The organism is Pseudomonas fluorescens, assembly GCF_000968015.1.
GTDB classification, from domain to species: Bacteria; Pseudomonadota; Gammaproteobacteria; order Pseudomonadales; family Pseudomonadaceae; genus Aquipseudomonas; species Aquipseudomonas fluorescens_W.
In genome coordinates, this window is the sequence record NZ_LACH01000002.1 from 40,229 (window position 1) to 65,343 (window position 25,115).

Annotated in this window: 19 protein-coding genes and 1 tRNA gene; 13 read left to right on the forward strand and 7 right to left on the reverse strand. The window is 58.3% G+C overall.

The genetic code is table 11. The features are described 5' to 3' along the window. The first annotated feature begins 111 nt into the window (after positions 1–111). From VD17_RS01430 to VD17_RS01445, 4 genes are all read left to right on the forward strand, one after another. On the forward strand, positions 112–2,034 hold the full coding sequence (locus VD17_RS01430) for a PrkA family serine protein kinase (protein ID WP_033056218.1): 1,923 nt from the start codon (positions 112–114) through the stop codon (positions 2,032–2,034). A 202-nt stretch (positions 2,035–2,236) separates the two neighbouring features. Then, a complete protein-coding gene (locus VD17_RS01435; protein WP_033056219.1) occupies positions 2,237–3,508 on the forward strand; it encodes a YeaH/YhbH family protein in 1,272 nt (423 codons plus the stop codon). Beyond that, positions 3,505–5,067 (forward strand): SpoVR family protein, encoded by a 1,563-nt coding sequence (locus VD17_RS01440; protein ID WP_046052368.1) that lies wholly within the window; start codon positions 3,505–3,507, stop codon positions 5,065–5,067. The genes VD17_RS01435 and VD17_RS01440 overlap by 4 nt, the downstream gene beginning before the upstream one ends. 63 nt (positions 5,068–5,130) lie before the next feature. Further along, positions 5,131–6,360: a multifunctional CCA addition/repair protein gene (locus tag VD17_RS01445; protein ID WP_046052369.1), complete on the forward strand. Its 1,230-nt coding sequence runs from the start codon at positions 5,131–5,133 to the stop codon at positions 6,358–6,360. 94 nt (positions 6,361–6,454) lie between these two features. Here the strand turns inward: VD17_RS01445 and folK are convergent, their stop codons facing one another. Both folK and folB read right to left on the reverse strand, forming a co-directional pair. After that, positions 6,455–6,973 (reverse strand): 2-amino-4-hydroxy-6-hydroxymethyldihydropteridine diphosphokinase, encoded by a 519-nt coding sequence (gene folK, locus VD17_RS01450; protein ID WP_046052370.1) that lies wholly within the window; start codon positions 6,971–6,973, stop codon positions 6,455–6,457. After that, positions 6,964–7,320, reverse strand: a complete 357-nt coding sequence (gene folB / locus VD17_RS01455; protein WP_008008297.1) for a dihydroneopterin aldolase — start codon at positions 7,318–7,320, stop codon at positions 6,964–6,966. The genes folK and folB overlap by 10 nt, the downstream gene beginning before the upstream one ends. Before the next feature lie 74 nt (positions 7,321–7,394). On the opposite strand from folB, the gene plsY reads away from it, so the two are divergent. Continuing rightward, positions 7,395–7,964, forward strand: a complete 570-nt coding sequence (gene plsY / locus VD17_RS01460; RefSeq protein ID WP_046052371.1) for a glycerol-3-phosphate 1-O-acyltransferase PlsY — start codon at positions 7,395–7,397, stop codon at positions 7,962–7,964. A gap of 35 nt (positions 7,965–7,999) precedes the next feature. On the opposite strand, the gene tsaD is transcribed toward plsY, so the two are convergent. Next, on the reverse strand, positions 8,000–9,025 hold the full coding sequence (gene tsaD, locus VD17_RS01465; RefSeq protein WP_046052372.1) for a tRNA (adenosine(37)-N6)-threonylcarbamoyltransferase complex transferase subunit TsaD: 1,026 nt from the start codon (positions 9,023–9,025) through the stop codon (positions 8,000–8,002). 199 nt (positions 9,026–9,224) lie between these two features. On the opposite strand from tsaD, the gene rpsU reads away from it, so the two are divergent. The 5 genes from rpsU to VD17_RS01490 all read left to right on the forward strand — a co-directional run bounded on the left by rpsU (position 9,225) and on the right by VD17_RS01490 (position 17,769). Next, positions 9,225–9,440: a 30S ribosomal protein S21 gene (rpsU, locus tag VD17_RS01470; RefSeq protein WP_002551877.1), complete on the forward strand. Its 216-nt coding sequence runs from the start codon at positions 9,225–9,227 to the stop codon at positions 9,438–9,440. A 482-nt stretch (positions 9,441–9,922) separates the two neighbouring features. Next, on the forward strand, positions 9,923–11,890 hold the full coding sequence (dnaG, locus tag VD17_RS01475) for a DNA primase (RefSeq protein WP_046052373.1): 1,968 nt from the start codon (positions 9,923–9,925) through the stop codon (positions 11,888–11,890). Positions 11,891–11,957: 67 nt separating this feature from the next. Further along, positions 11,958–13,808 carry an RNA polymerase sigma factor RpoD gene (gene rpoD / locus VD17_RS01480; RefSeq protein ID WP_046052374.1) on the forward strand — a complete coding sequence of 617 codons (1,851 nt, stop codon included), beginning with the start codon at positions 11,958–11,960 and terminating at the stop codon, positions 13,806–13,808. 122 nt (positions 13,809–13,930) lie between these two features. Next, positions 13,931–17,677, forward strand: a complete 3,747-nt coding sequence (locus VD17_RS01485; protein WP_046052375.1) for a bifunctional diguanylate cyclase/phosphodiesterase — start codon at positions 13,931–13,933, stop codon at positions 17,675–17,677. A 15-nt stretch (positions 17,678–17,692) separates the two neighbouring features. Further along, positions 17,693–17,769, forward strand: a tRNA-Ile gene (locus VD17_RS01490). Positions 17,770–17,849: 80 nt separating this feature from the next. On the opposite strand, the gene VD17_RS01495 is transcribed toward VD17_RS01490, so the two are convergent. Together VD17_RS01495 and VD17_RS01500 are read right to left on the reverse strand one after the other, a co-directional pair. Beyond that, positions 17,850–18,155 carry a helix-turn-helix domain-containing protein gene (locus VD17_RS01495; RefSeq protein WP_046052376.1) on the reverse strand — a complete coding sequence of 102 codons (306 nt, stop codon included), beginning with the start codon at positions 18,153–18,155 and terminating at the stop codon, positions 17,850–17,852. Further along, positions 18,148–18,513 carry a type II toxin-antitoxin system RelE/ParE family toxin gene (locus VD17_RS01500; protein WP_046052377.1) on the reverse strand — a complete coding sequence of 122 codons (366 nt, stop codon included), beginning with the start codon at positions 18,511–18,513 and terminating at the stop codon, positions 18,148–18,150. Before VD17_RS01500 ends, VD17_RS01495 begins: the two co-directional genes overlap by 8 nt. Positions 18,514–19,007: 494 nt before the next feature. Here VD17_RS01500 and VD17_RS01505 point away from each other — a divergent pair, with 494 nt between their 5' ends. Beyond that, positions 19,008–19,283, forward strand: a complete 276-nt coding sequence (locus tag VD17_RS01505) for a DUF3077 domain-containing protein (RefSeq protein WP_046052378.1) — start codon at positions 19,008–19,010, stop codon at positions 19,281–19,283. Between the two features lie 95 nt (positions 19,284–19,378). Here the strand turns inward: VD17_RS01505 and VD17_RS01510 are convergent, their stop codons facing one another. Then, positions 19,379–20,038 carry a peptidase M41 gene (locus VD17_RS01510; protein WP_046052379.1) on the reverse strand — a complete coding sequence of 220 codons (660 nt, stop codon included), beginning with the start codon at positions 20,036–20,038 and terminating at the stop codon, positions 19,379–19,381. Between the two features lie 174 nt (positions 20,039–20,212). Continuing rightward, on the reverse strand, positions 20,213–22,567 hold the full coding sequence (locus tag VD17_RS01515) for a glucose/quinate/shikimate family membrane-bound PQQ-dependent dehydrogenase (RefSeq protein ID WP_046052380.1): 2,355 nt from the start codon (positions 22,565–22,567) through the stop codon (positions 20,213–20,215). A 175-nt stretch (positions 22,568–22,742) separates the two neighbouring features. Here VD17_RS01515 and VD17_RS01520 point away from each other — a divergent pair, with 175 nt between their 5' ends. Next, positions 22,743–23,204 (forward strand): Lrp/AsnC family transcriptional regulator, encoded by a 462-nt coding sequence (locus VD17_RS01520; protein ID WP_008067391.1) that lies wholly within the window; start codon positions 22,743–22,745, stop codon positions 23,202–23,204. Between the two features lie 221 nt (positions 23,205–23,425). Beyond that, positions 23,426–25,108, forward strand: coding sequence for a flavin monoamine oxidase family protein (locus VD17_RS01525; RefSeq protein ID WP_046052381.1), 1,683 nt, complete (start codon positions 23,426–23,428; stop codon positions 25,106–25,108). The last annotated feature ends 7 nt before the right edge of the window (positions 25,109–25,115 follow it).

Here is a 25,115-nt window from a genome sequence, read left to right on the forward strand (position 1 = left end):
TAGTCAGCTTCGAAAGAGTTCTGGGGGGTAAACAGCGACTGCATATTCGGTCGCTGCCAGCATCGACTGAATGATCCGGCGTCGGCTCCACGTATCGAGCGAGGTGACGTCATGAGTATCTTTAGCCACTTCCAACAACGCTTCGAGTCCACACGCCAGGAAGAACTCTCGCTGCAAGAGTATCTTGAACTGTGCAAAAGCGACCGCAGCGCCTACGCCTCCGCCGCCGAGCGTCTGTTACTGGCCATCGGTGAGCCGGAGCTTCTCGACACCTCGGCCAACTCGAGGCTGTCGCGGATCTTCTCCAACAAGGTAATCCGCCGCTATCCGGCCTTTGAAGACTTCCACGGGATGGAAGAATGCATTGACCAGATCGTGTCGTATTTCCGCCATGCCGCTCAGGGCCTGGAAGAGAAGAAACAGATTCTCTATTTACTCGGCCCTGTGGGTGGCGGTAAATCATCCCTGGCCGAGAAGCTGAAACAACTGATCGAAAAAGTGCCCTTCTACGCGATCAAGGGCTCGCCGGTATTCGAGTCGCCTCTGGGTCTGTTCAACGCCACCGAAGATGGCGCGATCCTTGAGGAAGACTTCGGCATTCCACGGCGCTACCTCAACACCATTATGTCGCCATGGGCTACCAAACGCCTGGCCGAATTCGGCGGCGACATCAGCCAGTTCCGCGTGGTGAAGCTGTATCCGTCGATCCTCAACCAGATCGCCGTGGCCAAAACCGAGCCGGGAGATGAAAACAACCAGGACATCTCGGCACTGGTGGGCAAGGTCGATATCCGCAAACTCGAAGAATTCCCGCAGAACGACGCCGACGCCTACAGCTACTCGGGCGCACTGTGCCGGGCCAACCAGGGCCTGATGGAATTCGTCGAAATGTTCAAGGCGCCGATCAAGGTGCTGCACCCACTGCTGACCGCCACTCAGGAAGGCAACTACAACAGTACCGAAGGTCTGGGGGCGATTCCGTTTACCGGGATCCTGCTGGCCCACTCCAACGAATCGGAATGGCACACCTTCCGTAACAACAAGAACAACGAAGCCTTCATCGACCGGATCTACATCGTCAAAGTGCCGTACTGCCTGCGGGTCAGCGACGAAGTGAAGATCTACGACAAGCTCTTGTTCAACAGCTCCCTGGCCAAGGCTCACTGCGCGCCTGACACCCTGAAGATGCTTGCCCAGTTCACCGTACTCTCGCGCCTGAAAGAGCCGGAAAACTCCAACATCTACTCCAAGATGCGCGTGTATGACGGCGAAAACCTCAAGGACACCGATCCGAAGGCCAAGTCGATCCAGGAATACCGCGACAACGCGGGTGTCGACGAAGGCATGAACGGCCTGTCGACCCGGTTCGCGTTCAAGATCCTGTCGAAAGTGTTCAACTTCGACCCGCACGAAATCGCCGCCAACCCGGTGCACTTGCTTTACGTGCTGGAACAACAGATCGAGCAGGAACAATTCCAGGCGGAAACCCGCGAACGCTATCTGCGCTTCCTCAAGGAGTACCTGGCACCGCGCTATATCGAGTTCATCGGCAAGGAAATCCAGACCGCCTACCTCGAGTCTTACAGCGAGTACGGCCAGAACATCTTCGATCGCTACGTGCTGTACGCCGACTTCTGGATCCAGGACCAGGAATACCGCGACCCGGAAACCGGCGAGATCCTCAACCGCGTAGCGCTGAACGAAGAACTGGAGAAAATCGAAAAACCGGCCGGCATCAGCAATCCGAAGGATTTCCGCAACGAAATCGTCAACTTCGTACTGCGCGCCCGGGCCAACAACAACGGCAAGAACCCGACCTGGCTCAGCTACGAAAAACTGCGGGTGGTCATCGAGAAAAAAATGTTCTCCAACACCGAGGACCTCCTGCCAGTCATCAGCTTCAATGCCAAGGCCAGCAAAGAGGACCAGCAGAAGCACAACGACTTCGTCACACGGATGGTCGAGCGGGGCTACACCGACAAACAGGTACGACTGCTGTCCGAGTGGTACCTGCGGGTCAGAAAATCACAATAACCCGCTGCCGGTCAGACCGGTTGTCGTCAGCCAGAGGCCTGTGTTCGCATTTTCTGTTACACAGACCTCTGGAAGGTGTTCGAAAGTCGGTAGCGAGGTTCAGGCAGCGTCCAAAAGCGCTTGGGGGAGCGTGAACATCCCTTGGCACCGTCGATGCTGCATAACCGCTCGCCCCTTTCAGGACAGCTTCTAAGGAGCAGTCATGAGCTATGTGATCGACCGACGTCTCAATGGCAAGAACAAGAGCACGGTGAACCGTCAGCGGTTTCTGCGGCGTTACCGTGATCACATCAAAAAGGCTGTCGAAGAGGCGGTCAGCCGGCGCTCCATTACCGATATGGAGCACGGTGAACAGATCAGCATCCCCGGTCGCGACATTGACGAGCCGGTGCTTCACCACGGTCGCGGTGGCAAGCAGACCGTCGTGCACCCGGGCAACAAGGAATTCACCAGCGGCGAGCACATTGCCCGCCCGCCCGGAGGTGGCGGTGGCAGAGGCCCCGGCAAGGCCGGCAACTCGGGCGAAGGGATGGACGAATTCGTCTTCCAGATCACCCAGGAGGAATTCCTCGAATTCATGTTCGAGGACCTTGAGCTGCCGAACCTGGTCAAGCGCAACCTGACCGGCACCGACACCTTCAAGACCGTTCGCGCCGGGATCAGCAACGAGGGCAATCCGTCGCGGATCAACATTATCCGCACCTTGCGCTCGGCCCATGCACGGCGAATCGCCCTGTCTGGCAGCAGCCGGGCAAAATTGCGCGAAGCGAAAGAAGAACTGCTGCGACTCAAACGTGATGAGCCCGACAACTTCGGCGATATTCAGGAAGTCGAAGCAGAAATCGAAAAACTCAGTGCGCGCATTCATCGTGTACCGTTCCTCGATACCTTCGACCTCAAGTACAACCTGCTCATCAAGCAACCCAACCCCAGTTCCAAGGCGGTGATGTTCTGCCTGATGGACGTGTCCGGCTCCATGACTCAAGCGACCAAGGACATCGCCAAGCGTTTCTTTATCCTGCTGTACCTGTTTCTCAAGCGTAACTACGACAAGATCGACGTCGTGTTCATCCGCCACCACACCAGTGCCCGGGAAGTGGATGAAGAAGAGTTTTTCTACTCCCGGGAAACCGGCGGTACCATCGTTTCCAGCGCCTTGAAACTGATGCAGGAGATCATGGCCGAACGCTATCCGAGCAATGAGTGGAACATCTATGCCGCCCAGGCCTCCGACGGCGATAACTGGAACGACGACTCGCCGATCTGCCGCGACATCCTGATCAACCAGATCATGCCGTTCGTGCAGTACTACACTTACGTTGAGATCACCCCGCGCGAACATCAGGCCCTGTGGTTCGAGTACGAACGCATTGCCGAAGCCTTCTCTGACACTTTTGCCCAGCAACAACTGGTCTCGGCCGGGGATATCTATCCGGTCTTCCGTGAACTCTTCCAGCGCAGGTTAGTGACATGACCGCCAAAGAGCAGAAGCGCCAACCCATTTCCACCGGCTCCGAATGGACGTTCGAGCTGATCCAGGCCTACGACAAGGAAATCAGTCGCCTGGCGGCTCGTTACGCACTCGATACTTACCCCAACCAGATCGAAGTGATCACTGCCGAGCAGATGATGGACGCCTATGCCTCTGTCGGCATGCCGCTGGGTTATCACCATTGGTCCTATGGCAAACACTTCCTCAGCACCGAGAAATCCTACAGCCGTGGGCAGATGGGGCTCGCCTACGAGATCGTGATCAACTCCGACCCGTGCATCGCCTATTTGATGGAGGAAAACACCATCTGCATGCAGGCTTTGGTCGTCGCCCATGCCTGCTACGGACATAACAGCTTTTTCAAAGGCAACTATCTGTTCCGCACCTGGACTGACGCCAGTTCGATCATCGATTACCTGGTCTTCGCCAAGCAATACATCATGCAGTGCGAAGAGCGCCACGGTATCGACGCGGTCGAAGACCTGCTGGATTCCTGCCACGCCCTGATGAACTACGGGGTCGATCGCTACAAACGTCCGTATCCGATTTCCGCCGAAGAAGAACGTCGTCGGCAAAAGGATCGGGAAGAGCATCTGCAGAAGCAGATCAACGATCTGTGGCGGACCATTCCAAAAGGTGCAGACAAGTACAGCGACAAGGACAACGCGCGCTTCCCCGCCGAACCTCAGGAAAATATCCTCTACTTCATCGAAAAACACGCACCGCTGCTGGAACCATGGCAACGGGAAATCGTGCGGATCGTGCGCAAGATCGCTCAATATTTCTACCCGCAGCGTCAGACTCAGGTGATGAACGAGGGTTGGGCCACGTTCTGGCATTACACCCTGATGAACGACCTGTATGACGAAGGCCTGGTGACCGACGGCTTCATGATGGAGTTTTTGACGTCCCACACCAGCGTGGTCTACCAGCCCGGCTTCGACAGCCCCTACTACAACGGCATCAACCCCTACACCCTGGGTTTTGCCATGTACCGGGACATCCGCCGCATGTGTGAACACCCTACCGAAGAGGACTACCGCTGGTTCCCTGAGATTGCCGGCACCGACTGGCTGTCGAGCATCAAATTCGCCATGAGCAGCTTCAAGGATGAAAGCTTCATCCTGCAGTACCTGTCACCCCAGGTGATCCGTGACCTGAAGTTGTTCAGCATTCTTGATGACGACCAGAAGGACGACCTGCTGGTCCCGGCCATTCATGACGAAGGGGGCTACCGCATCATCCGTGAAACCCTCGCGGCGCAGTACAACCTCGGCAATCGTGAACCCAACGTGCAGATTTACAGCATCGACCGGCGGGGCGACCGCTCGCTGACATTGCGCCACCAGCAACACGATCGCAAACCGCTGGGCGAGTCCACCGAGGAAGTGCTCAAACACCTGCATCGCCTCTGGGGCTTCGACATTCATCTGGAAACCCTGCAAGGGGATCAGGTGATGAAAGTCCATCATGTCCCGCCCAGAGGTGAACACGGCGAGGGGGATTACGGCCGGCTGGACCTGGCTGTCATCCATCTTTGATTCTGTTTCTGCCTCCGGAGGTTCGACGCAAAGGTTATTCTGTCGGGCTAACGGAGGTTTTTTATGCAGATTTATAAAGTCGGCGGTGCGGTACGCGATCGCCTGCTGGGCAAGCCTGTCACCGACATCGACTGGGTTGTGGTTGGCGCCACCACTGAAGAAATGCTCGCCAAGGGCTATCGCCCGGTGGGTTCGGATTTCCCGGTATTTCTTCATCCGAAAAGCGGTGAGGAGTACGCCCTCGCCCGCACCGAGCGCAAAAGCGGACGCGGTTACGGCGGTTTTACCTTTCACGCCAGCCCCGAAGTCACCCTCGAAGAAGACCTGATCCGTCGCGACCTGACCATCAATGCCATGGCCGAAGACGATCAGCAGAACCTGACCGATCCTTACCACGGCCAGCGCGATCTCAAGGCGCGCCTGCTGCGTCACGTTTCCCCCGCGTTCGCCGAAGATCCGCTCAGGGTTCTGCGCGTTGCCCGCTTCGCTGCTCGTTATTCGGGACTCGGTTTCACTGTGGCGCCGGAGACACTGGAACTGATGCGCCAACTCAGCGAATCAGGTGAACTGGAAGCCTTGACCGCGGAACGCAGCTGGAAGGAAATTTCCCGCGCCCTGATGGAAGATCAGCCACAGGTGTTCATCGAAGTGCTGCGCGAGTGTGGCGCTCTCAAGGTATTGATGCCGGAAGTCAATGCCCTGTTCGGCGTACCGCAACCGGAAGCCCACCACCCGGAAATCGACACGGGCGTGCACACCCTGAGCGTGCTGGAGCAAGCGGCAAAGCATAAACAACCACTAACCGTACGCTGGGCCTGCCTGCTGCACGACCTCGGCAAAGGACTGACGCCCGAGGAAGAGTGGCCTCGACACATTGCTCATGAGCACAAGGGTTTGAAGCTGATCAGAGCGGTCAACGAACGCTTCAAGGCGCCGAAGGACTGTCAGGAGCTGGCCCTGCTGGTGGGCGAATATCACACCCACGGCCATCGCGCCCTGGAGCTGAAGCCGTCGACGTTGATGGAGTTGCTGCAGAGTTTTGACGTTTACCGTCGGCCGCAACGGTTCGAGGAATTTATCGCGGCGTGCGAAATGGACGCGCGTGGACGCAAAGGGCTGGAGCAGCGAAGTTATCCACAGGCGGATTATTTGCGGGGGGCGGCGAATGCGGCTCGTAGCGTTGCGGTTCAGCCGTTGCTGGAGAAGGGATTCAAGGGGCCGGACCTCGGAGAGGCGATCAAACGCGAACGGCTCAAGGCGCTGAAGGTTTACAAAGAGTTGGCGTCTGCCTGAAAAGCATCGCGAGCAAGCTCGCTCCCACATTGGATCTCTGGTGCTCACACAATCCAGGGTGGGAGCGAGCTTGCTCGCGATGGCGTTATCCGCATCACAACATATTCGAAGGGGTCAACTGCTCACCGCGCCACTCGAAAGCCACCGGCGCCAACACCTGATCAATCTGCGCCTCGCGCCACAAAGCCGCAAAGCTCTTGCCTACACCCGGATGCACGCGATCAGGCGCAATCAGCGACAACGGCCACAGCACGAAGGCATTTTTCAGAATTTCTGCCCGCGGCAGGATCAAGCCATCGAAGTTGCCTACCAGATCGCCGAACAGCAGCACGTCGATATCCAGCGGCAAACCCTTGCGATCCGGTGCATAACGGCCATTGTCCGCCTCGATGAATTTCAGCCGGCGATCCAGCTCCATCAACGGCAAATCGGTAAACGCCGACACCACAAAATTGAAGAACGGCCCGCTCTTGATCCCCACCGGCTGGCTTTCGAACACCGCCGAGCAGCGAATATCCACCAGAAAACCTGCCAAAGCTTCCAGGCCAGCCTGCAAATGGGATTCGCGCTCGATATTGCTACCGAGCCCGAGATACACCTGAGTCAGCGACATCCGCGCTCGATCTCCACGCCCACACCGCCCGTGGCAGCCGGGATGGCGCCTGGCTTGGTCAGCTTGAGGCGCATCCAGGTGATGTTGAATTCGCTCATCAGGACTTCAGCCAGACGCTCGGCGAACGTCTCGACCAGCTGGAACTGCGCCTGCTCGGCAAAGGCCTGGATTCGCGACGACACACTGGCGTAATCGAGCGCCAGCGTCAGGTCATCACCGGCGGCGGCCGGGCGATTGTCCCAGGCGAAACTCAGATCAAGACGCAAGCACTGTCGGATGCCTCGCTCCCAGTCGTAGGCACCAATCACGGTGTCGACTTCCAGGCCCTCGATAAACACTCTGTCCAAGCACTTTTCTCCGCTGCACGACAAGGGCGCAATGCGCCGTTAGAATCAGGGCGTCCTCGCCCGGAATAGTTAGCATGTTTTGGTTACTGGCGACCCTCGCCTACCTGCTCGGCTCTCTGTCCTTCGCCATTTTGCTCAGCCGCCTGACCGGTAACCCCGATCCGCGAATGAGTGGCTCGGGCAATGCCGGCGCCACCAACATGTTGCGCCTGGCCGGCAAAAAACTCGCCGTCCTGACCTTGACCGGTGACCTCTTCAAAGGCCTGCTACCCGTACTGATCGCCAGTGTTGCGGGCCTTTCGCTTCAGGAGCAGGCCTGGATCGGCGTCTGCGCCGTCATCGGCCACCTGTTCCCGCTGTACTTTCGCTTCCGCGGCGGCAAGGGTGTCGCCACCGCTGCCGGCATGCTGCTGGGGCTGTACCCGCCCGCAGCACTGCTGGCGGTCTGCGCCTGGCTGCTGACGTTCTACCTGACTCGCACCAGCTCTCTGGCGGCCTTGATCGCCACTCCGCTGACCCTGCCGCTACTGGCCTGGCAAGAACCGGCGGCGCTGCTGCCCATGAGCGCACTCACGGGTCTTATCGTCTGGCGCCATCGGGGCAATCTACGCGACCTGTTTGCCGGGCGCGAACGGCATTTTTAAATACCGGACGTGAGCGCGACTCATCCCGCACATCATCACAGCGCCGACAATTGCTCCATCGGCCAACGCGCCTGCACGCTGATTGCCAGGCTTTCATGCTGACCGGCCTGCAAACGCTGGCAGCCGGCAAAGGCAATCATCGCGCCGTTGTCGGTGCAGAACTCCGGACGAGCATAAAAAACATCGCCCTTCATGTCGCCGAGCATCTTCTCCAGTGAGGTACGCAGTGCCTTGTTGGCGCTGACGCCGCCAGCGATCACCAGACGCGTCATACCGGCCTGTTTCAGGGCTCGCTTGCACTTGATGGTCAAAGTCTCCACCACGGCCTGCTGGAACGCCAGCGAGATGTCGCAACGGGCTTGCTCGCTGTCGTCCCCGGCGCTGACGCTCTGCTGCCAGGTGTTCAGGGCGAAGGTTTTCAAACCACTGAAACTGAAAGCCAGTCCTGGACGGTCGCACATCGGACGCGGGAAAGTGAAACGTCCTGCAACCCCTTGCTCCGCCAGCCGAGCGATTTCCGGGCCACCCGGATAATTGAGCCCCATCATCTTCGCGGTCTTGTCAAACGCTTCACCGGCGGCATCGTCGAGGGTCTCTCCCAACAACGTGTATTGACCGATCCCGTCGACCTGAACCAGCTGCGTATGACCGCCCGACACCAACAAAGCGACGAACGGGAATTCCGGTGGTTGCGCCTCCAGCATCGGCGCCAGCAGGTGACCTTCCATGTGGTGCACACCCAGCGCCGGAATACCCCAGGCGAAGGCCAGCGCCTGGGCGCAAGAGGCGCCCACCAGCAAGGCACCGACCAGGCCAGGACCCGCGGTATAAGCGATGGCGTCGATCTCGGTCGGCACACAGTCAGCTTCGGCCAACACCTGACGAATCAAGGGCAGCATGCGTTTGACGTGGTCACGTGAGGCCAGCTCCGGCACGACCCCGCCATAGGCGCGGTGCAGGTCGATCTGGCTGAACAGCGCGTCGGCCAGCAGGCCGCGCTCACTGTCATATAATGCGACACCGGTTTCGTCGCAGGAGGTTTCTAATCCCAGTACTAGCATGGGTTTGCGCCTTGTTTAGGCTGAATTCGAAGGCGCGCATAATAGTCGCCATGGGATGCCCCGACTAGCGGTTTTCGATCAGAGGCTTTGCATTCCGAGCGATGAGGGGTTAACATCCGCAACCCTTAAAAACCGACGTCTTCAAGTGCTCTTTTGCCACGAGGATGTTGACCCCGGTAATGAATGAAGGTAGCTCTGGATGCCAGCCGTCAAAGTAAAAGAGAACGAACCCTTCGACGTAGCTCTGCGTCGTTTCAAGCGCTCCTGCGAAAAAGCCGGTGTACTGGCTGAAGTTCGTAGCCGCGAATTCTACGAGAAGCCTACTTCTGAGCGTAAGCGCAAAGCAGCAGCCGCTGTTAAGCGTCACGCCAAGAAAGTTCAGCGCGAACAGCGCCGCGCCGTTCGTCTGTACTAATACACAGACGTTCGTAGCAAGCTTCTGCCAAGCCCGGCCCTCAGCCGGGCTAATGGCATTTGCGGAAAACGCTTGATGCTTCACCGTCAAAGCCGCACACGCGACAGAGACAAATCTGCTTCACAGCGTCAGACCTGGCTCTTTTGCCAGCGGTGCACGTCTTTTCTGACGAGCCTTCCAAGGCTACTGACGAGCACACCCACTGATTCCTCTCACGACGATCAGCCCAAGGCACCTTCTTGCGTGCCCGCTTATGAGCGATCCAAGGCCATCGACTGGCCGCAGCGGATTTCAGCGCAACACTTTCAAATAGTCGAATACTGATTGGTACTAACGTCAGTGGATTTTCGGCAGATACACTTCCCGACAGCGATTACGCAGACGACACTGGTCGAGCCGCACATTTTGCGCGCCTCAAACAACGACCCGCGCTCAGCCGCTCTTCGTTTCGGATTCATTGCAGCGCAGATGACGAGAACGCCATGGCCGGGCTAATTCCCCAGAGCTTCATTGACGACCTTCTGAACCGCACCGACATCGTCGATGTGGTCAGCTCGCGCCTGCAAATGAAAAAGGCCGGCAAGAATTACACTGCTTGCTGCCCGTTCCACAAAGAGAAAACCCCCTCCTTCAGCGTCAGCCCCGACAAGCAGTTCTATTATTGCTTTGGCTGCGGCGCTGGCGGCAACGCCCTCGGCTTCATGATGGACCACGACAACCTGGATTTCGTCCAGGCTGTCGAAGAACTGGCCAAAGCCGCCGGCATGGAAATCCCCCGCGAAGAAAGCGGACGACCGCACAAACCGCGGCAGCCGACCGATTCGCCGCTCTACCCCTTGCTCACCGCCGCCGCCGACTTTTACCGCCAGGCACTGAAAAGCCATCCATCGCGAAAAGCAGCTGTGGATTACTTGAAAGGCCGCGGACTGACCGGCGAAATCGCCCGAGACTTCGGCCTCGGCTTTGCCCCACCCGGCTGGGACAATCTGTTCAAGCACTTGAGCAGCGACACCCTTCAACAGAAAGCCATGATCGATGCCGGCCTGCTGATCGAGAACGCCGAAACCGGCAAACGCTATGACCGCTTCCGCGATCGCGTGATGTTCCCGATCCGCGACAGCCGTGGGCGAATCATCGCCTTCGGCGGCCGGGTATTGGGCGACGACAAGCCGAAATACCTGAATTCACCGGAAACCCCGGTATTCCATAAGGGCCAGGAACTCTACGGCCTTTATGAAGCACGCAAGAACAACCGCAACCTCGATGAAATCATTGTTGTCGAAGGCTACATGGATGTTATCGCCCTCGCCCAGCAAGGCCTGCGCAATGCTGTCGCGACCCTGGGCACCGCCACCAGCGAAGAGCACTTGAAGCGCCTGTTCCGCGTCGTGCCCAACGTGTTGTTCTGTTTCGACGGCGATCAGGCAGGTCGAAATGCTGCCTGGCGGGCATTGGAGGCAGCGCTGCCGAGCCTGCAGGACGGGCGGCGCGCACGCTTTCTGTTCCTCCCCGAAGGCGAGGACCCGGACACGCTGGTCCGCTCCGAAGGCACTGACGCCTTCCGCGCACGAATCAACCAGCACGCCCAACCCTTAGCAGATTATTTTTTTCAACAGCTGACCGAGGAATCGGACCCACGCTCGCTCGAAGGCAAGGCCCACATGGCCACCCTCGCCGCGCCGCTGATCGACAAAGTCCCGGGGGCGAACCTGCGCATCCTGATGCGTCAGCGCCTGACCGAAATTACCGGACTTAGCGGTGAAGCCGTCAGCCAACTGGTACAAAGCGCCCCCCAGGAAGCACCGCCGGCGTACGACCCGGGCATCGATTACGACGCCATGCCGGATTACAGCGACTACCATCAGCCGCAGGCACAAGAGATGTATGCGCCGCAGCAGGAATGGACGCCAAAGAAACCCGGCGCCGGCGGCAAGAAATGGGACAAAAAACCGTGGGACAAAAACGGCAAACGCGCTGGTGATCACGATCAACCCCGCGCGCCACGGGTGCCGGCCGCTGTAGAGCCGCCGACCCTGGCCGCCTTGCGCACGCTATTGCATCACCCGCAATTGGCCGAGAAAGTCGAGGATGCCGGGCACTTTGCTGCCGAGGATCACACCAATACGCAATTACTGGTGGCCCTTCTCGAAGCCGTACAGAAGAATCCCAAGCTAAACTCATTTCAGTTGATTGCACGCTGGCACGGTACGGAGCAAGGACGTTTGCTCAAGGCGCTGGCGGAAAAGGAGTGGCTGATTGACGGAGATAACCTTGAACAACAGTTTTTCGACACCATTACTAGCTTGTCAGCTCGCCAACGCGAGCGAAACCTGGAACAACTTCTCAGGAAAGCACGTCAAAGTGAACTGAGTACCGAAGAGAAAAACCAACTGCGCGACCTATTAAGTCGCAATGTTTCCGCAACAAGCCCGACCTCAACTGGCGCGTGAGGTCATAGCTCAGGTATAATCCTCGGCTTGTTTTTTGCCCGCCAAGACCTTCAGTGGATAGGGTGTTATGTCCGGAAAAGCGCAACAGCAGTCTCGTATCAAAGAGTTGATCACACTTGGTCGTGAGCAGGGTTACCTGACTTACGCGGAGGTCAACGACCACCTGCCGGAGGATATTTCAGATCCGGAACAGGTGGAAGACATCATCCGCATGATCAATGACATGGGGATCAACGTATTCGAGGTTGCGCCAGATAAGGATTCCCTTATGCTGGCCGACGCCGATACCGACGAAGCCGCGGCCGAAGAGGCAGCAGCAGCGTTGGCAGCGGTCGAGACCGACATTGGTCGCACCACCGACCCAGTGCGCATGTACATGCGTGAAATGGGTACGGTAGAGCTCCTCACACGTGAAGGCGAAATTGAAATCGCCAAGCGTATTGAAGAGGGCATCCGCGAAGTGATGGGCGCAATTGCGCACTTCCCTGGCACGGTTGACCACATTCTGTCCGAATACACTCGCGTCACCACCGAAGGTGGCCGCCTGTCCGACGTCCTGAGCGGTTATATCGACCCGGACGACGGCATTGCGCCGCCTGCTGCAGAAGTGCCGCCGCCTGTCGACCCGAAAGCCGTGAAAGCGGACGACGACACCGACGACGACGATGCTGAAGCCAGCACCGACGACGAAGAAGAAGCCGAAAGCGGTCCGGATCCGGTCATCGCAGCTCAGCGCTTTGGCGCTGTCTCCGATCAGATGGAAATCACCCGCAAGGCGCTGAAAAAGCACGGTCGTGGCAACAAGCTGGCAATTGCCGAGCTGGTGCTTCTGGCTGAGCTGTTCATGCCGATCAAACTGGTTCCGAAGCAATTCGAAGGCCTGGTCGAGCGTGTTCGCAGTGCCCTGGATCGTCTGCGTCAGCAAGAGCGCGCGATCATGCAACTTTGCGTTCGTGATGCCCGCATGCCGCGTGCCGACTTCCTGCGCCAGTTCCCGGGCAACGAAGTCGACGAAAGCTGGTCCGACGCACTGGCCAAAGGCAAAAGCAAATACGCTGAAGCCATTGGTCGCCTGCAACCGGACATCATTCGTTGCCAGCAGAAGCTGACCGCGCTGGAAACCGAAACCGGTTTGACGATCGCCGAGATCAAGGACATCAACCGTCGCATGTCGATCGGTGAGGCCAAGGCCCGCCGCGCGAAGAAAGAGATGGTAGAAGCGAACTTGCGTCTGGTGATCTCCATCGCCAAGAAGTACACCAACCGCGGTCTGCAATTCCTCGATCTGATCCAGGAAGGCAACATCGGTTTGATGAAAGCGGTAGACAAGTTCGAATACCGCCGCGGCTACAAGTTCTCGACTTATGCCACCTGGTGGATCCGTCAGGCGATCACTCGCTCGATCGCCGACCAGGCCCGCACCATCCGTATTCCGGTGCACATGATCGAGACGATCAACAAGCTCAACCGCATTTCCCGCCAGATGTTGCAGGAAATGGGTCGCGAACCGACCCCGGAAGAGCTGGGCGAACGCATGGAAATGCCTGAGGACAAGATCCGCAAGGTATTGAAGATCGCTAAAGAGCCGATCTCCATGGAAACCCCGATCGGTGATGACGAAGACTCCCATTTGGGTGACTTCATCGAAGACTCGACCATGCAGTCGCCAATCGATGTCGCCACTGTTGAGAGCCTTAAAGAAGCGACTCGCGAAGTTCTGTCCGGCCTCACTGCCCGTGAAGCCAAGGTTCTGCGCATGCGCTTCGGTATCGACATGAATACCGACCACACCCTCGAGGAGGTTGGTAAGCAGTTCGACGTGACCCGTGAACGGATTCGTCAGATCGAAGCCAAGGCGCTGCGCAAGCTGCGCCACCCGACGAGAAGCGAGCATTTGCGCTCCTTCCTCGACGAGTAATAACAAAACCCCCGGCCCAGGCCGGGGGTTTTGCTTTTATACAGATTAAATCCCCCGCACCTCCCTCCCTCCGAATTGCCCGTCTACACTCGAAACATTCCCCGAGCCATAACGAGACCGTTATGCCCAGACTGCCGACCGTGCTTTTTTTGCTGTCGCTATTGACCTGGACCGCAACGGCTGGCGCGCTGACTCTGACCGACGAAGAACGTGGCTGGCTGGCGGCTCACCCGGATTTGCGCCTGGGTGTCGATGCGTCATGGCCACCCTTCGAGTTTCGCGACGATCACGGCCGCTATCAGGGCCTTGCAGCGGACTATATCGACCGGATCCGCCAACGCCTGGCCATCAAGCTCACGCCCATCGAGCCTGTCAGCTGGACCGTCGTCCTGGAACAGGCCAAACAAGCCAAGCTGGACCTGTTGCCCGGCATCATGTCGACCCCGGAGCGCCAGACTTACCTGTCATTCACCCGCCCCTATCTGGACTTTCCGATTGTCATCCTTGCCCATGTCGGAGGCCCCCAACCACGCAAACTCGAAGACTTGTACGGGCTGAAAGTCGCCGTGGTGGAAAACTACGCCCCCCACGAGCTGTTACGCACCCACAATCCCGACCTCAACCTGGTGGCGCTGCCTAACGTCAGCTCAGCGCTGCAGGCGCTGGCCACCGATGAAGTGGATGCAGTGGTCGGCGATCTCGCCTCCAGCGTCTGGAGCCTGCGCCAGCTCAAGCTCGACGGGCTCTACGTCAGCGGTGAAACCCCCTATCGCTATCAATTGGCGATGGGCGTGCCCCGGGACAACAAGATACTGGTCGGCATTCTGGATAAAGTCCTGGCGGACATGACCCCAAGCGAAATCAATGCGATTCAGGAACACTGGGTCGGCAACGTCCTCGATCATCGAACATTCTGGAACGACCTGCTGGTTTACGGTCTGCCGGGATTGCTGCTGCTGATCATCGTGCTGGCGATGGTCATCCGGATCAACCGCCGGTTGAGTTCAGAAATTTCCCGCCGGGTCGACCTGGAGCAAGAACTGCGCAGCAGCGAATACCATTACCGCGGGCTGGTGGAGAGCCTTTCGGCCATCGCCTGGGAAGCGCGGATCAGCGATTTCACCTACAGCTATGTGTCCCCCCATGCCGAGGATCTGCTCGGCTACCCCTTGTCTCATTGGCTGATTCCGGGCTTCTGGCGCAACATTATTCACCCGGCCGACCTGACCCGCGCCCAGACTTTCTGCGATCACGAAGTACTGGCCGGACGCGATCACAGCCTCGATTACCGGGTCATCACCGCCGATGGGCGCTGCATTTGGGTGCGAGATATCGTCAGCCTGATCGAGCACGGCCATGAACCGGTGATGCGCGGGCTGATGATCGACATCAGCGAAGCCAAGCGCACCGAAGAGGCGTTGCGCCTGTCGGAACAGAAGTTCGCCTCGGTGTTCCAGCAATGCCCGGACATACTCGTCATCGCGCGACTCTCCGACGGCTGCCTGCTGGAGGTCAATGAAGCGTTCGAAGAACAGATCGGTCTCAAGGCCGAAGACGTCATCGGCCAGACGGCCACCGACCTGAACATCTGGGGCATACCCGGCGTCGGGCCGGGCTTGTTGCAACGGCTGCAGGCCGGCAGCATCCGTAACCTGGAGATGCCCTTTCGCCGCAACAATGGCCAAGTGTTTACCGGCCTGATTTCCGCTGAACCATTCGACCTCGATACAACCCCTGCGCTGGTAGTGGTCGTTCGGGACATCAGCCAGCTCAAGGAAACCCAGAAACAGCTGCAAACCTCCGAAGAGAAATTCGCCAAGGCCTTCCATGCCTCACCTGACGGCTTGCTATTGTCACGGCAGAGCGACGGTTTACTGATTGAGGTCAACGAAGGTTTCAGCCGCATTACCGGTTTCAACAGCGCGATGTCCGTGGATCGCTCCGCCCTCGAGCTGGGAATCTGGGTCAATCTCAACGAACGCAAACAGATGCTCGATCTGCTCCACCGGGACGGTTTCGTCCGCGACTTCAGTTGCCATATACGCCGCAGCGACGGACAGATCCGCCTCTGCGAGGTGTCCAGCCGTCCGCTGCCGATCGGCGATGAAGATTGCATGCTGACCATCGCCCGGGACATCACCGAGCGACACCTGATGCAGGAGAAACTGCAACAGGCTGCCACGGTATTCGAGAGCACCGCCGAAGGTGTATTGATCACCGACACTCAACAGCACATCAGCGCGGTCAACCGTGCGTTTACAGAAATTACCGGCTACAGCGAGAGCGAAGCATTGGGCCACACCCCTCGCCTGCTCGCCTCGGGCCTGCACGACAGCGCGTTTTATGCCGCCATGTGGCATCAACTGACCGCCGAAGGTCATTGGCAAGGCGAAATTTCCAACCGGCGCAAGAATGGCGAGCTCTATCCGAGTTGGCTGACCATCAGTGCGGTGCGCAACCGAGACAGATTCGTCACCCATTTTGTCGCGGTGTTCGCGGACATTTCCAGCCTCAAACATGCCCAGGCCAAGCTCGATTACCAGGCACACCACGACCCGCTGACCGGGCTGCCAAATCGCACGCTGTTCGAGAGCCGATTGCTGACTGCGCTCAACAACCAACAGGAAAACGGCGGCCAGGGCGCGGTGCTGTTCCTGGACCTGGACCGTTTCAAACACATCAACGACAGCCTGGGTCACCCGGTCGGCGACCTGCTGCTCAAGGGCATTGCCGTGCGCCTCAAAGAACAGTTGCGCGACATCGACACCGTGGCGCGCCTGGGCGGCGACGAATTCATCATCCTGCTGCCCGGGCTGCAGCAATCCAGTGACGCCGACAACATCGCGACCAAATTGCTCAATTGCTTCAGCGCACCGTTCCAGGCTGGCGAACATGAGTTTTTTATCAGCGCCAGTATCGGCACCAGCCTGTATCCAAAGGATGGCTGCGACGTCGCCACGCTGGTCAAGAACGCCGATGCCGCGATGTACCGCTCAAAGGCCAAGGGTCGCAACCGGGTCGAAAGCTACACCCGCGACCTCACCGCTCAAGCCAGCGAGCGAGTCGCACTGGAACATGAACTGCGACGCGCTATCGAGCGCAACGAACTGCACCTCCATTACCAACCGAAGATCAGCCTGGTCGACCATCGCCTGGTCGGCGCAGAAGCGCTCATTCGCTGGCGCCACCCAACCTTCGGCGATGTGCCACCGGAGCACTTCATTCCGCTGGCCGAAGAAAACGGCATGATCCTGCAAATCGGCGATTGGGTTCTCGAAACCGCCTGCCGGCAGATGTTCGAGTGGAATCAGGTTTACGAACCCGTCGGCCCGCTGTCGGTCAACCTCGCGGGGGCTCAATTGCGCCAGCCGAACCTGCTCGGTCGGATCGAACAATTGCTCAAGGACAACCGCCTCAAACCCGGTTTCCTGCAACTGGAAATTACTGAAAACTTCATCATGAGCCAGGCTGAAGAAGCGCTTGCAGTGCTGCATCAACTCAAACACCTGGGTGTGCAACTGGCGATCGACGACTTCGGCACCGGTTACTCGTCCCTGAGTTACCTCAAACGCCTGCCGTTGGATATTCTCAAGATCGACCAGTCTTTCGTCCGCGGCCTGCCGGATGATCCCCATGATGCGGCCATCGTTCGCGCCATCATCGCCTTGGGCCGCAGTATGCAATTCACCATTATTGCCGAGGGCGTCGAAACCCTCGCGCAGCAGCAATTCCTCGCTGAGGAAGGCTGTGAACAGATCCAGGGCTACATCGTCAGCCTGCCCTTGTCACCGGAAGAGTTTGCCGCAACGTTTCTTCGTATAGCCATTTCAGACTTTTCGGATAGCACAGCCGAGAAACCGTCGCTATAATCCGCGGCCTACTGAGGGCCTATAGCTCAGTTGGTTAGAGCAGAGGACTCATAATCCTTTGGTCCACGGTTCAAGTCCGTGTGGGCCCACCAAACAAGAAAGCCGCGCAATGCGCGGCTTTTTCGTGTCTGTTGGAATACTCAATCGCGACGGGCGCCTGCCGAAACATCACTCAGTTGGCGAAATTCTCGATTCTGATCTGGCCCTCAGGAAAGGTCGCGATAATTTCCAGTTCGCCGCCCATGGCGCGGATGTAGTTTCGCAAGGTGCTGATATACATGTCTGTGCGCCGCTCCATTCTGGAGATCGCTGCCTGGTTGACGTGCAACGTCTTGGCCAGCGTTTCCTGACTCAGCTCTTGGGCCTTACGCAGTTCGTGCAGAGGCATTTCTTTCAGGTGCTGCTGGAACAACCGCTCTGCGTTAGCGCGAGACTCCGGCGTCATGCGAGCTTGAAGTTCAGCAAATTTTTTAGCCATCGTTGCGGCCCTCTTTACGCAATGTTTCCAAATGGTCGTCATACAATGTTTCCGCCTGCGGGACATGCTCGTCATACCAACGGTTTCGACCGGTTTTGTCCCCTCCGATTAAAAGTAACGCGCATCGGCGTGGATCAAACGCATAGAGCACACGATAAGGCCGACCCGCATGCTGGACCCGCAACTCTCGGAGATTGCCCAGTCGTGAGCCTTTAATATCGCTGCTATGCGGGTAACGCAGACCCGGCCCGAAAAACCCCAGCAGATCGACGCTGGCTGAAACCGAGGCTTGCTCCCTTGCATCCAACCCCTCCCACCAACCTTCAAATTCATCGGTGTATTCAATCTCCCAGCCCATACCAATATGCCACCCAAGGAATATGATCTCAAGGGAATAACTCTAGGCTTTAACGGCCGTGCGACCACCTTGGTTGCCAATGAAATTGTTAACGGTGGTTTCTGGTTGGATCTGGGTGTTCGGTGCCTGGCGTTTGGTTGTGTTTACTTAAGGTGTCGAAATATCGGATGACGCCTGAGGACCTTGTAGGCAAACTCCGAAAATTGCATTTGGGCACTTTGCTGCCATGTTGCGCTTTTCTTCGACGGGATACTCTTCGGACGTCGCTGCCAATGCAGTGATCGGGCTTGGTAACCCGGCGAGTTAGGCGCAACAGCGCCCCATCATGATTGCAGTCGTTTTTCTGCCCCTGCAATTTTGAATTATGGCGGCTGCGCGTGGGACGCCTTCGGGTGTGCCGGTTTCCTTGACTCCCGGTTTACCAACCTGCGCACAGCTGCCACCCATTCGTTTGGTAACGAACGCGGCAGCTCCTCGAGTCAAGGAGCTAGACCATGAGCAAAACAAACCAGTCCGAACCTTCAGAACTAAAAACCATCGGCTTCACCCCATTGATTTTTTGCTCGAATCAAGCGCTGTTCAATGTCCGCGCCGGCGTCCCTATCAGCGACGCGCTGGCACAGGCTTCTGATTTTCTTTTCTTAGCCAAAGCGTTTGCTGTGGATGCCGCGTACGCAAAAGACACCGACCGCCATGCGTGGGCCGCCCACTATCTGACGGCAATGAGTAAAGCTGTGATTGATGATGTGGTGAAGGTGCTGACACGTTGACCTGCCCGGACTGCGGCGAAGTCCGAAGAATACCGATAGCTCTTCCTTGAAATACTCCCCGATTTTTCGGGGCTTCCAATCTTCATACGCGCAGATCACCTACAACTTCTAGAAGCAATAGCTAACGCCGGAATAGCCTGCACGGGTCGCAGTCGTTCAAGCATTGCACCCGTCAACACGACCTCATACGTATCCGCCGCCCTACCCCACTGCTCCACGATGACCATGCCGTCTACCACCACCTCTCCCAACTCGGTAATCGTATCGGCCAATGCCTCTACGACTTTTTGAGTCCGAAACCACACGCGGTCAGTTATCTCTTTCAGCTCAGCCGTGATGCGGTCAGACGACACAGGATCCGTATCGGGGTAGGCGATATTGCGCAGCAAGTGCCGTAACTCCCTTATTTTTGCGTAATCCTGTTCCGCACCAAGCGCTCCTTTGAGGATGGCTGTCGCTTTCGACTTATCGACGTGTTTATCGGGCGAATGTTTTGAAGCTAATGTCTGCCCCATAGCGCCAGCAAACAGGACCATCATCCGCGCTTCCAGATGTTCCTTCATGGCTTCCATCGACGAAATTGACCGCACCAAGCTAATGGACGCCCCGCCTTGATGCCTTAAGTCCATGGTCACTGTCAGGGTCACGTCGCCTGTTTCAAATCCCAAGGCTCGGGCAATGACGTAGTGCGCCATTTCGTGATTGGCTATCTGCAATGCATGTTCCCGAACAGCGGAAGGCATCTTCCTCGTCATTTCCATCGCCTCGTGTCAAAGCCCTGTTGCGCATTCGACTATGAGTTACTGTTGATGTCCATCCTGGCGACCTAGTCAGGGTCGGACGAGGGTGGCAGAGGTTTGGAGCGGTTAATCCGCACAACAAAAAAAGCCGCGCAATTGCGCGGCTTTTTCGTACCTGCGATTCAGCCTTTACTTGGGTAAGGCGTAGGCAATCACGTAGTCCCCCCGATCCGTCGACTGACGCGCACCGCCAACGGTGAGCAGGATGTACTGCTTGCCGGTCTTGGGAGAAACGTAAGTCATCGGGCCAGACTGACTACCGACGGGCAAGCGGGCCTTCCAGATTTCGTTGCCGTTGCCGGTATCGAAGGCGCGCAGGTAGAAGTCCTGGGTGCCGGCGAAGAACAGCAGGCCCGACTGGGTGGCCAGGGAAGCGCCGAGGGTCGGCATGCCGATCGGGATCGGCAGGTGCATGCGGATGCCCAGCGGGCCGGTGTCTTGCACGGTGCCGACCGGGACTTGCCACATCAATTTGTGGGTCTTGAGGTCGATGGCAGACATCGTGCCGAACGGTGGTTTCTGGCACGGAATGCCCGCCGCCGAAAGAAAGCGTTCGCGCATCGCACCGAACGGCGTGCCTTCCTGAGGCACGACGCCCATTTCAATACCACTGGCCCCGGCGGCGATCTTGTTGCGCGGGATCATGTAGTTGGCCAGGCCCAGGCGCATGTCGTTGACGAACATGTAATTCGTGTTCGGATCAACCGAGACGCTGCCCCAGTTCATACCGCCCAACGAGCCCGGGAATTGCAAGGCGCGGTCCATGCCCGGCGGGGTGTAGACGCCTTCGTGACGCATGCCTTTGAACTGGATGCGGCACATCAATTGATCGAACGGTGTCGCGCCCCACATGTCGGACTCGGTCAGTGTCTTGTTGCCGATTGACGGCATGTCCACCGAGAACGGCTGGGTCGGCGAGTAGCGTTCGCCGGGCACGTTGCCCTGAGGCACCGGGCGCTCTTCGACGCGCGCAATCGGCACACCGGTTTCACGGTTGAGCAGGAAGATCTCGCCCTGCTTGGTGACTTGCGCCAAGGCCGGCTGCATTCCACCCTTCTCGTCAGGGACGTCGTACAGCAGCGGTTGTGCAGGCAGGTCGAAGTCCCACAGATCATGGTGAGTGGTCTGGAAATGCCAGCGCACCTGACCGGTCTTCACGTCGATGGCGACGATGGACGAGTTCCACTTGTCGTCGAATTCCGTACGTTGACCGCCGAAGAAGTCCGGGGTGGCGTTGCCGGTTGGCAGGTAAACCAGACCGAGTTTGGCGTCGTAGGACATGGCCGACCACACATTCGGCGTACCACGGGTATAGGTCTCACCCGCTGGCGGACGTTTGGTGGTGTTCGGGTTGCCCGGATCCCACGCCCAGACCAGCTCACCACTGCGCACATCGTAGGCGCGGACCACACCTGGCGGTTCGCCGGTGGAATAGTTATCGGCCACGCGACCACCGACGATTACCACGTCACCTGCGACCAATGGGGTCGAGGTTTGCTGGTAGTAGCCCGGCTTTACTTCGCCCATATCGGTTGTCAGATCGACGGTGCCTTTGCTGCCAAACTCCTCGCAGGGTTTGCCGGTTTCAGCATTGATCGCGATCAGACGCGCATCGCCGGTCGGCAGAAACAGACGTTTCGTACAAGCGGTTGGCTGATTGTCCGAAGATGCGGGGGTTTCGGAGTAACCCAGACCCCGGCAGCGTTGCCAGTTTGGCGCGGTGCCTTGCGGGTCGAACTTCCAGCGCTGGGCGCCGGTGTCGGCATCCAGGGCGAAGACTTTACCGTAGGCGGTGCAGGTGTAGACCGTGTCGCCGATTTGCAGCGGGGTGTTCTGGTCCTCGGCACCGGCGCCAGTACTTTGCGGGATGTCGCCGGTGCGAAAGCTCCAGGCGACTTGCAGCTTGTCGATGTTGCCTTTGTTGATCTGATCCAGCGCGGCAAAGCGGTTGCCCGCGGTGGTATTACCCCAATGAGCCCAGTCTTTCTGCTCGGTGCCAGGCGCGACCGGTGTCACCGCAGGCTCACTGCTGGCCTTGACCACATGGGTCGGCACAAACATGTAGGCCAGCGTTGCCACGACAGCAACGCCCAGAATACCGGCCAGGCCGAAAGCGCCACGGCCCGAGGTCGCACCCGAAGCACGCACCAGCGTCGGATAGATCAGCGCGACAACCAGACCGATCACGGCAAACGTCAGTACCCGCGAGACCAACGGCCAGTATTCCAAACCGGAATCCCACACCGCCCAGATCGCGGTCAGGATCAACGCCAAACCATACAGCCACGCACCTAGCGGTTTACAGCGAGCGATCATCAACCCGGAAACCAGCATCGCCAGGCCCATCAGCAGGAAATACCAGCTACCGCCGAGCGAGACCAGATAGCCGCCGCCACCGGCCAGGCCGAGCCCGATCAACGCAATCAGGACACCCAGCCCCAACAGCAACCATTTGCCGCCGCCGGCAGCCCCAGAATTATTCATGTCGGAAATTTTCCCCATTTGTGACAAGCGCGGAATAATGTACTACCTAGTTACTTATGGCAATTTGTCGCAGGTAAAAATGTCCTGAACGGTACTGAAGGCCAGATCAAACATCCGCTGCGCGAGCCGTGCTGTAACATGCCAACTCATTGATCTGTGCCGCTGGAGACGACCTTTGCCTGACACTCGCCCGCCCGTTCTTGACGAAATCGACCGCCAATTGATTGCAGCCCTGCAGATCAATGCCCGCGAAAGCGTGGCCATGCTCGCGCGGCAATTGGGCATTGCTCGCACCACCGTGACTTCGCGGCTGGCCCGGCTGGAAAAGGCCAGAGTAATCACCGGTTACGGCGTGCGCTTGGGTCAACGCGTCGTGGATGGTGGCTTGCAGGCGTACGTCGGGATCACGGTGCAACCGCGCTCGGGCAAGGAAGTGTTGCGACGTCTCAGCGCGATGGCTCAGGTGCAGCAGTTGTGCGCGGTCAGTGGCGAATTTGATTATGTGGCGTGGTTGCGCACCGACTCACCTGAGCAGCTGGATCAGTTGCTGGATCAGATCGGCAGTGTGGATGGGGTGGAGAAAACGACTACGTCGATCATCTTGAGTAGCAAGATTGATCGGGGGCAGCCGGTTTGAGTTTTTGCCGATAGTCCTTTGGTGTCTGGCAGGGCGTCATCGCGAGCAAGCTCGGCTCCCACATTGACGGTGTGTAGCAATCCATCGTCATTCTGATCAAATAATTAGCAAAACGACGACACATTGCGTCTTATTAACGTGTTCTACGCTCTCTAGAATGGCTGCCATCTTTTCCTATACTCAGACGCGCACTCCGCGTCCGGTCGCCAGCAAGGTCAGCCATGAACAAGAACAATCGCCATCCTGCAGACGGTAAAAAACCAGTCACCATTTTTGGTCCGGACTTTCCCTTCGCCTTCGACGACTGGATCGAGCACCCGGCCGGCCTGGGCAGCATCCCTGCGCACAATCATGGCACTGAGGTCGCGATCGTCGGTGCTGGTATCGCAGGTTTAGTGGCCGCGTACGAATTGATGAAACTGGGCCTCAAGCCCGTCGTCTACGAAGCCTCGAAAATGGGCGGCCGTCTGCGCTCCCAGGCATTCAACGGCGCTGAAGGCATCATCGCCGAACTCGGCGGCATGCGCTTCCCGGTCTCGTCCACCGCGTTTTATCACTACGTCGACAAGCTCGGCCTTGAAACCAAACCTTTCCCGAACCCGCTGACACCTGCCTCGGGCAGCACGGTGATCGACCTCGAAGGCCAGACCCATTACGCACAGAAGCTGGCGGATCTTCCTGCACTGTTCCAGGAAGTCGCCGACGCCTGGGCCGACGCGCTGGAAGCCGGTTCTCAGTTCTCTGACATCCAGCAAGCGATCCGCGACCGGGACGTGCCGCGCCTCAAAGAGCTGTGGAACACCCTCGTGCCGCTGTGGGACGACCGCACCTTCTACGACTTCGTTGCCACTTCCAAAGCCTTCGCCAAACTCTCGTTCCATCACCGCGAAGTATTTGGTCAGGTCGGTTTCGGCACCGGCGGCTGGGACTCGGACTTCCCGAACTCGATGCTGGAAATCTTCCGCGTCGTCATGACCAACTGCGACGATCACCAGCATTTGGTGGTCGGTGGCGTGGAGCAAGTGCCATTGGGGATCTGGCGTCATGTGCCGGAACGTTGCGTGCACTGGCCGGAAGGCACCAGCCTCAGCTCCCTGCACAACGGCGCACCGCGTACCGGCGTGAAAAAAATTGCCCACGCGGCAGACGGGCGCTTTGCCGTCACCGACAACTGGGGCGACACCCGCGAATACGCAGCGGTGCTGACCACCTGCCAGAGCTGGCTGCTGACCACCCAGATCGAATGCGACGAAACCCTGTTCTCGCAAAAGATGTGGATGGCCCTCGACCGCACCCGCTACATGCAATCGTCGAAAACTTTCGTGATGGTCGATCGGCCATTCTGGAAAGACAAGGATCCGGAAACCGGCCGCGACTTGATGAGCATGACCCTCACCGATCGCCTGACCCGCGGCACCTATCTGTTCGACAACGGCGACGACAAGCCAGGCGTGATTTGCCTGTCGTACTCGTGGATGAGCGACGCGTTGAAAATGCTCCCGCAGCCTGTGGAAAAACGCGTGAAACTGGCGCTGGATGCGTTGAAGAAGATCTACCCGAAAGTCGACATCGCGGCGCGGATCATCGGCGATCCGATCACCGTGTCCTGGGAAGCCGATCCGCATTTCCTCGGTGCTTTCAAAGGCGCCCTGCCCGGCCATTACCGCTACAACCAGCGCATGTACGCGCACTTCATGCAGGCTGACATGCCGGCCGAGCAACGCGGGATTTTCATCGCCGGCGACGACGTTTCGTGGACGCCTGCGTGGGTCGAAGGCGCGGTACAGACCTCGCTCAATGCGGTGTGGGGCATCATGAAACACTTCGGCGGTGAAACTCACGCCGAGAACCCGGGTCCAGGAGATGTGTTCAACGAGATCGGTCCGATCGCCTTGCCCGAGTAAGAGGAGT

Excerpts from the sequence above, each read along its gene's own strand:
- VD17_RS01430 (WP_033056218.1), top strand. The coding sequence starts at position 112 with ATGAGTATCTTTAGCCACTTCCAACAACGCTTCGAGTCCACACGCCAG.
- VD17_RS01435 (WP_033056219.1), top strand. The coding sequence starts at position 2,237 with ATGAGCTATGTGATCGACCGACGTCTCAATGGCAAGAACAAGAGCACG.
- VD17_RS01440 (WP_046052368.1), top strand. The coding sequence starts at position 3,505 with ATGACCGCCAAAGAGCAGAAGCGCCAACCCATTTCCACCGGCTCCGAA.
- VD17_RS01445 (WP_046052369.1), top strand. The coding sequence starts at position 5,131 with ATGCAGATTTATAAAGTCGGCGGTGCGGTACGCGATCGCCTGCTGGGC.
- folK (WP_046052370.1), bottom strand. The coding sequence starts at position 6,973 with ATGTCGCTGACTCAGGTGTATCTCGGGCTCGGTAGCAATATCGAGCGC.
- plsY (WP_046052371.1), top strand. The coding sequence starts at position 7,395 with ATGTTTTGGTTACTGGCGACCCTCGCCTACCTGCTCGGCTCTCTGTCC.
- tsaD (WP_046052372.1), bottom strand. The coding sequence starts at position 9,025 with ATGCTAGTACTGGGATTAGAAACCTCCTGCGACGAAACCGGTGTCGCA.
- rpsU (WP_002551877.1), top strand. The coding sequence starts at position 9,225 with ATGCCAGCCGTCAAAGTAAAAGAGAACGAACCCTTCGACGTAGCTCTG.
- dnaG (WP_046052373.1), top strand. The coding sequence starts at position 9,923 with ATGGCCGGGCTAATTCCCCAGAGCTTCATTGACGACCTTCTGAACCGC.
- rpoD (WP_046052374.1), top strand. The coding sequence starts at position 11,958 with ATGTCCGGAAAAGCGCAACAGCAGTCTCGTATCAAAGAGTTGATCACA.
- VD17_RS01485 (WP_046052375.1), top strand. The coding sequence starts at position 13,931 with ATGCCCAGACTGCCGACCGTGCTTTTTTTGCTGTCGCTATTGACCTGG.
- VD17_RS01495 (WP_046052376.1), bottom strand. The coding sequence starts at position 18,155 with ATGGCTAAAAAATTTGCTGAACTTCAAGCTCGCATGACGCCGGAGTCT.
- VD17_RS01500 (WP_046052377.1), bottom strand. The coding sequence starts at position 18,513 with ATGGGCTGGGAGATTGAATACACCGATGAATTTGAAGGTTGGTGGGAG.
- VD17_RS01505 (WP_046052378.1), top strand. The coding sequence starts at position 19,008 with ATGAGCAAAACAAACCAGTCCGAACCTTCAGAACTAAAAACCATCGGC.
- VD17_RS01510 (WP_046052379.1), bottom strand. The coding sequence starts at position 20,038 with ATGACGAGGAAGATGCCTTCCGCTGTTCGGGAACATGCATTGCAGATA.
- VD17_RS01515 (WP_046052380.1), bottom strand. The coding sequence starts at position 22,567 with ATGAATAATTCTGGGGCTGCCGGCGGCGGCAAATGGTTGCTGTTGGGG.
- VD17_RS01525 (WP_046052381.1), top strand. The coding sequence starts at position 23,426 with ATGAACAAGAACAATCGCCATCCTGCAGACGGTAAAAAACCAGTCACC.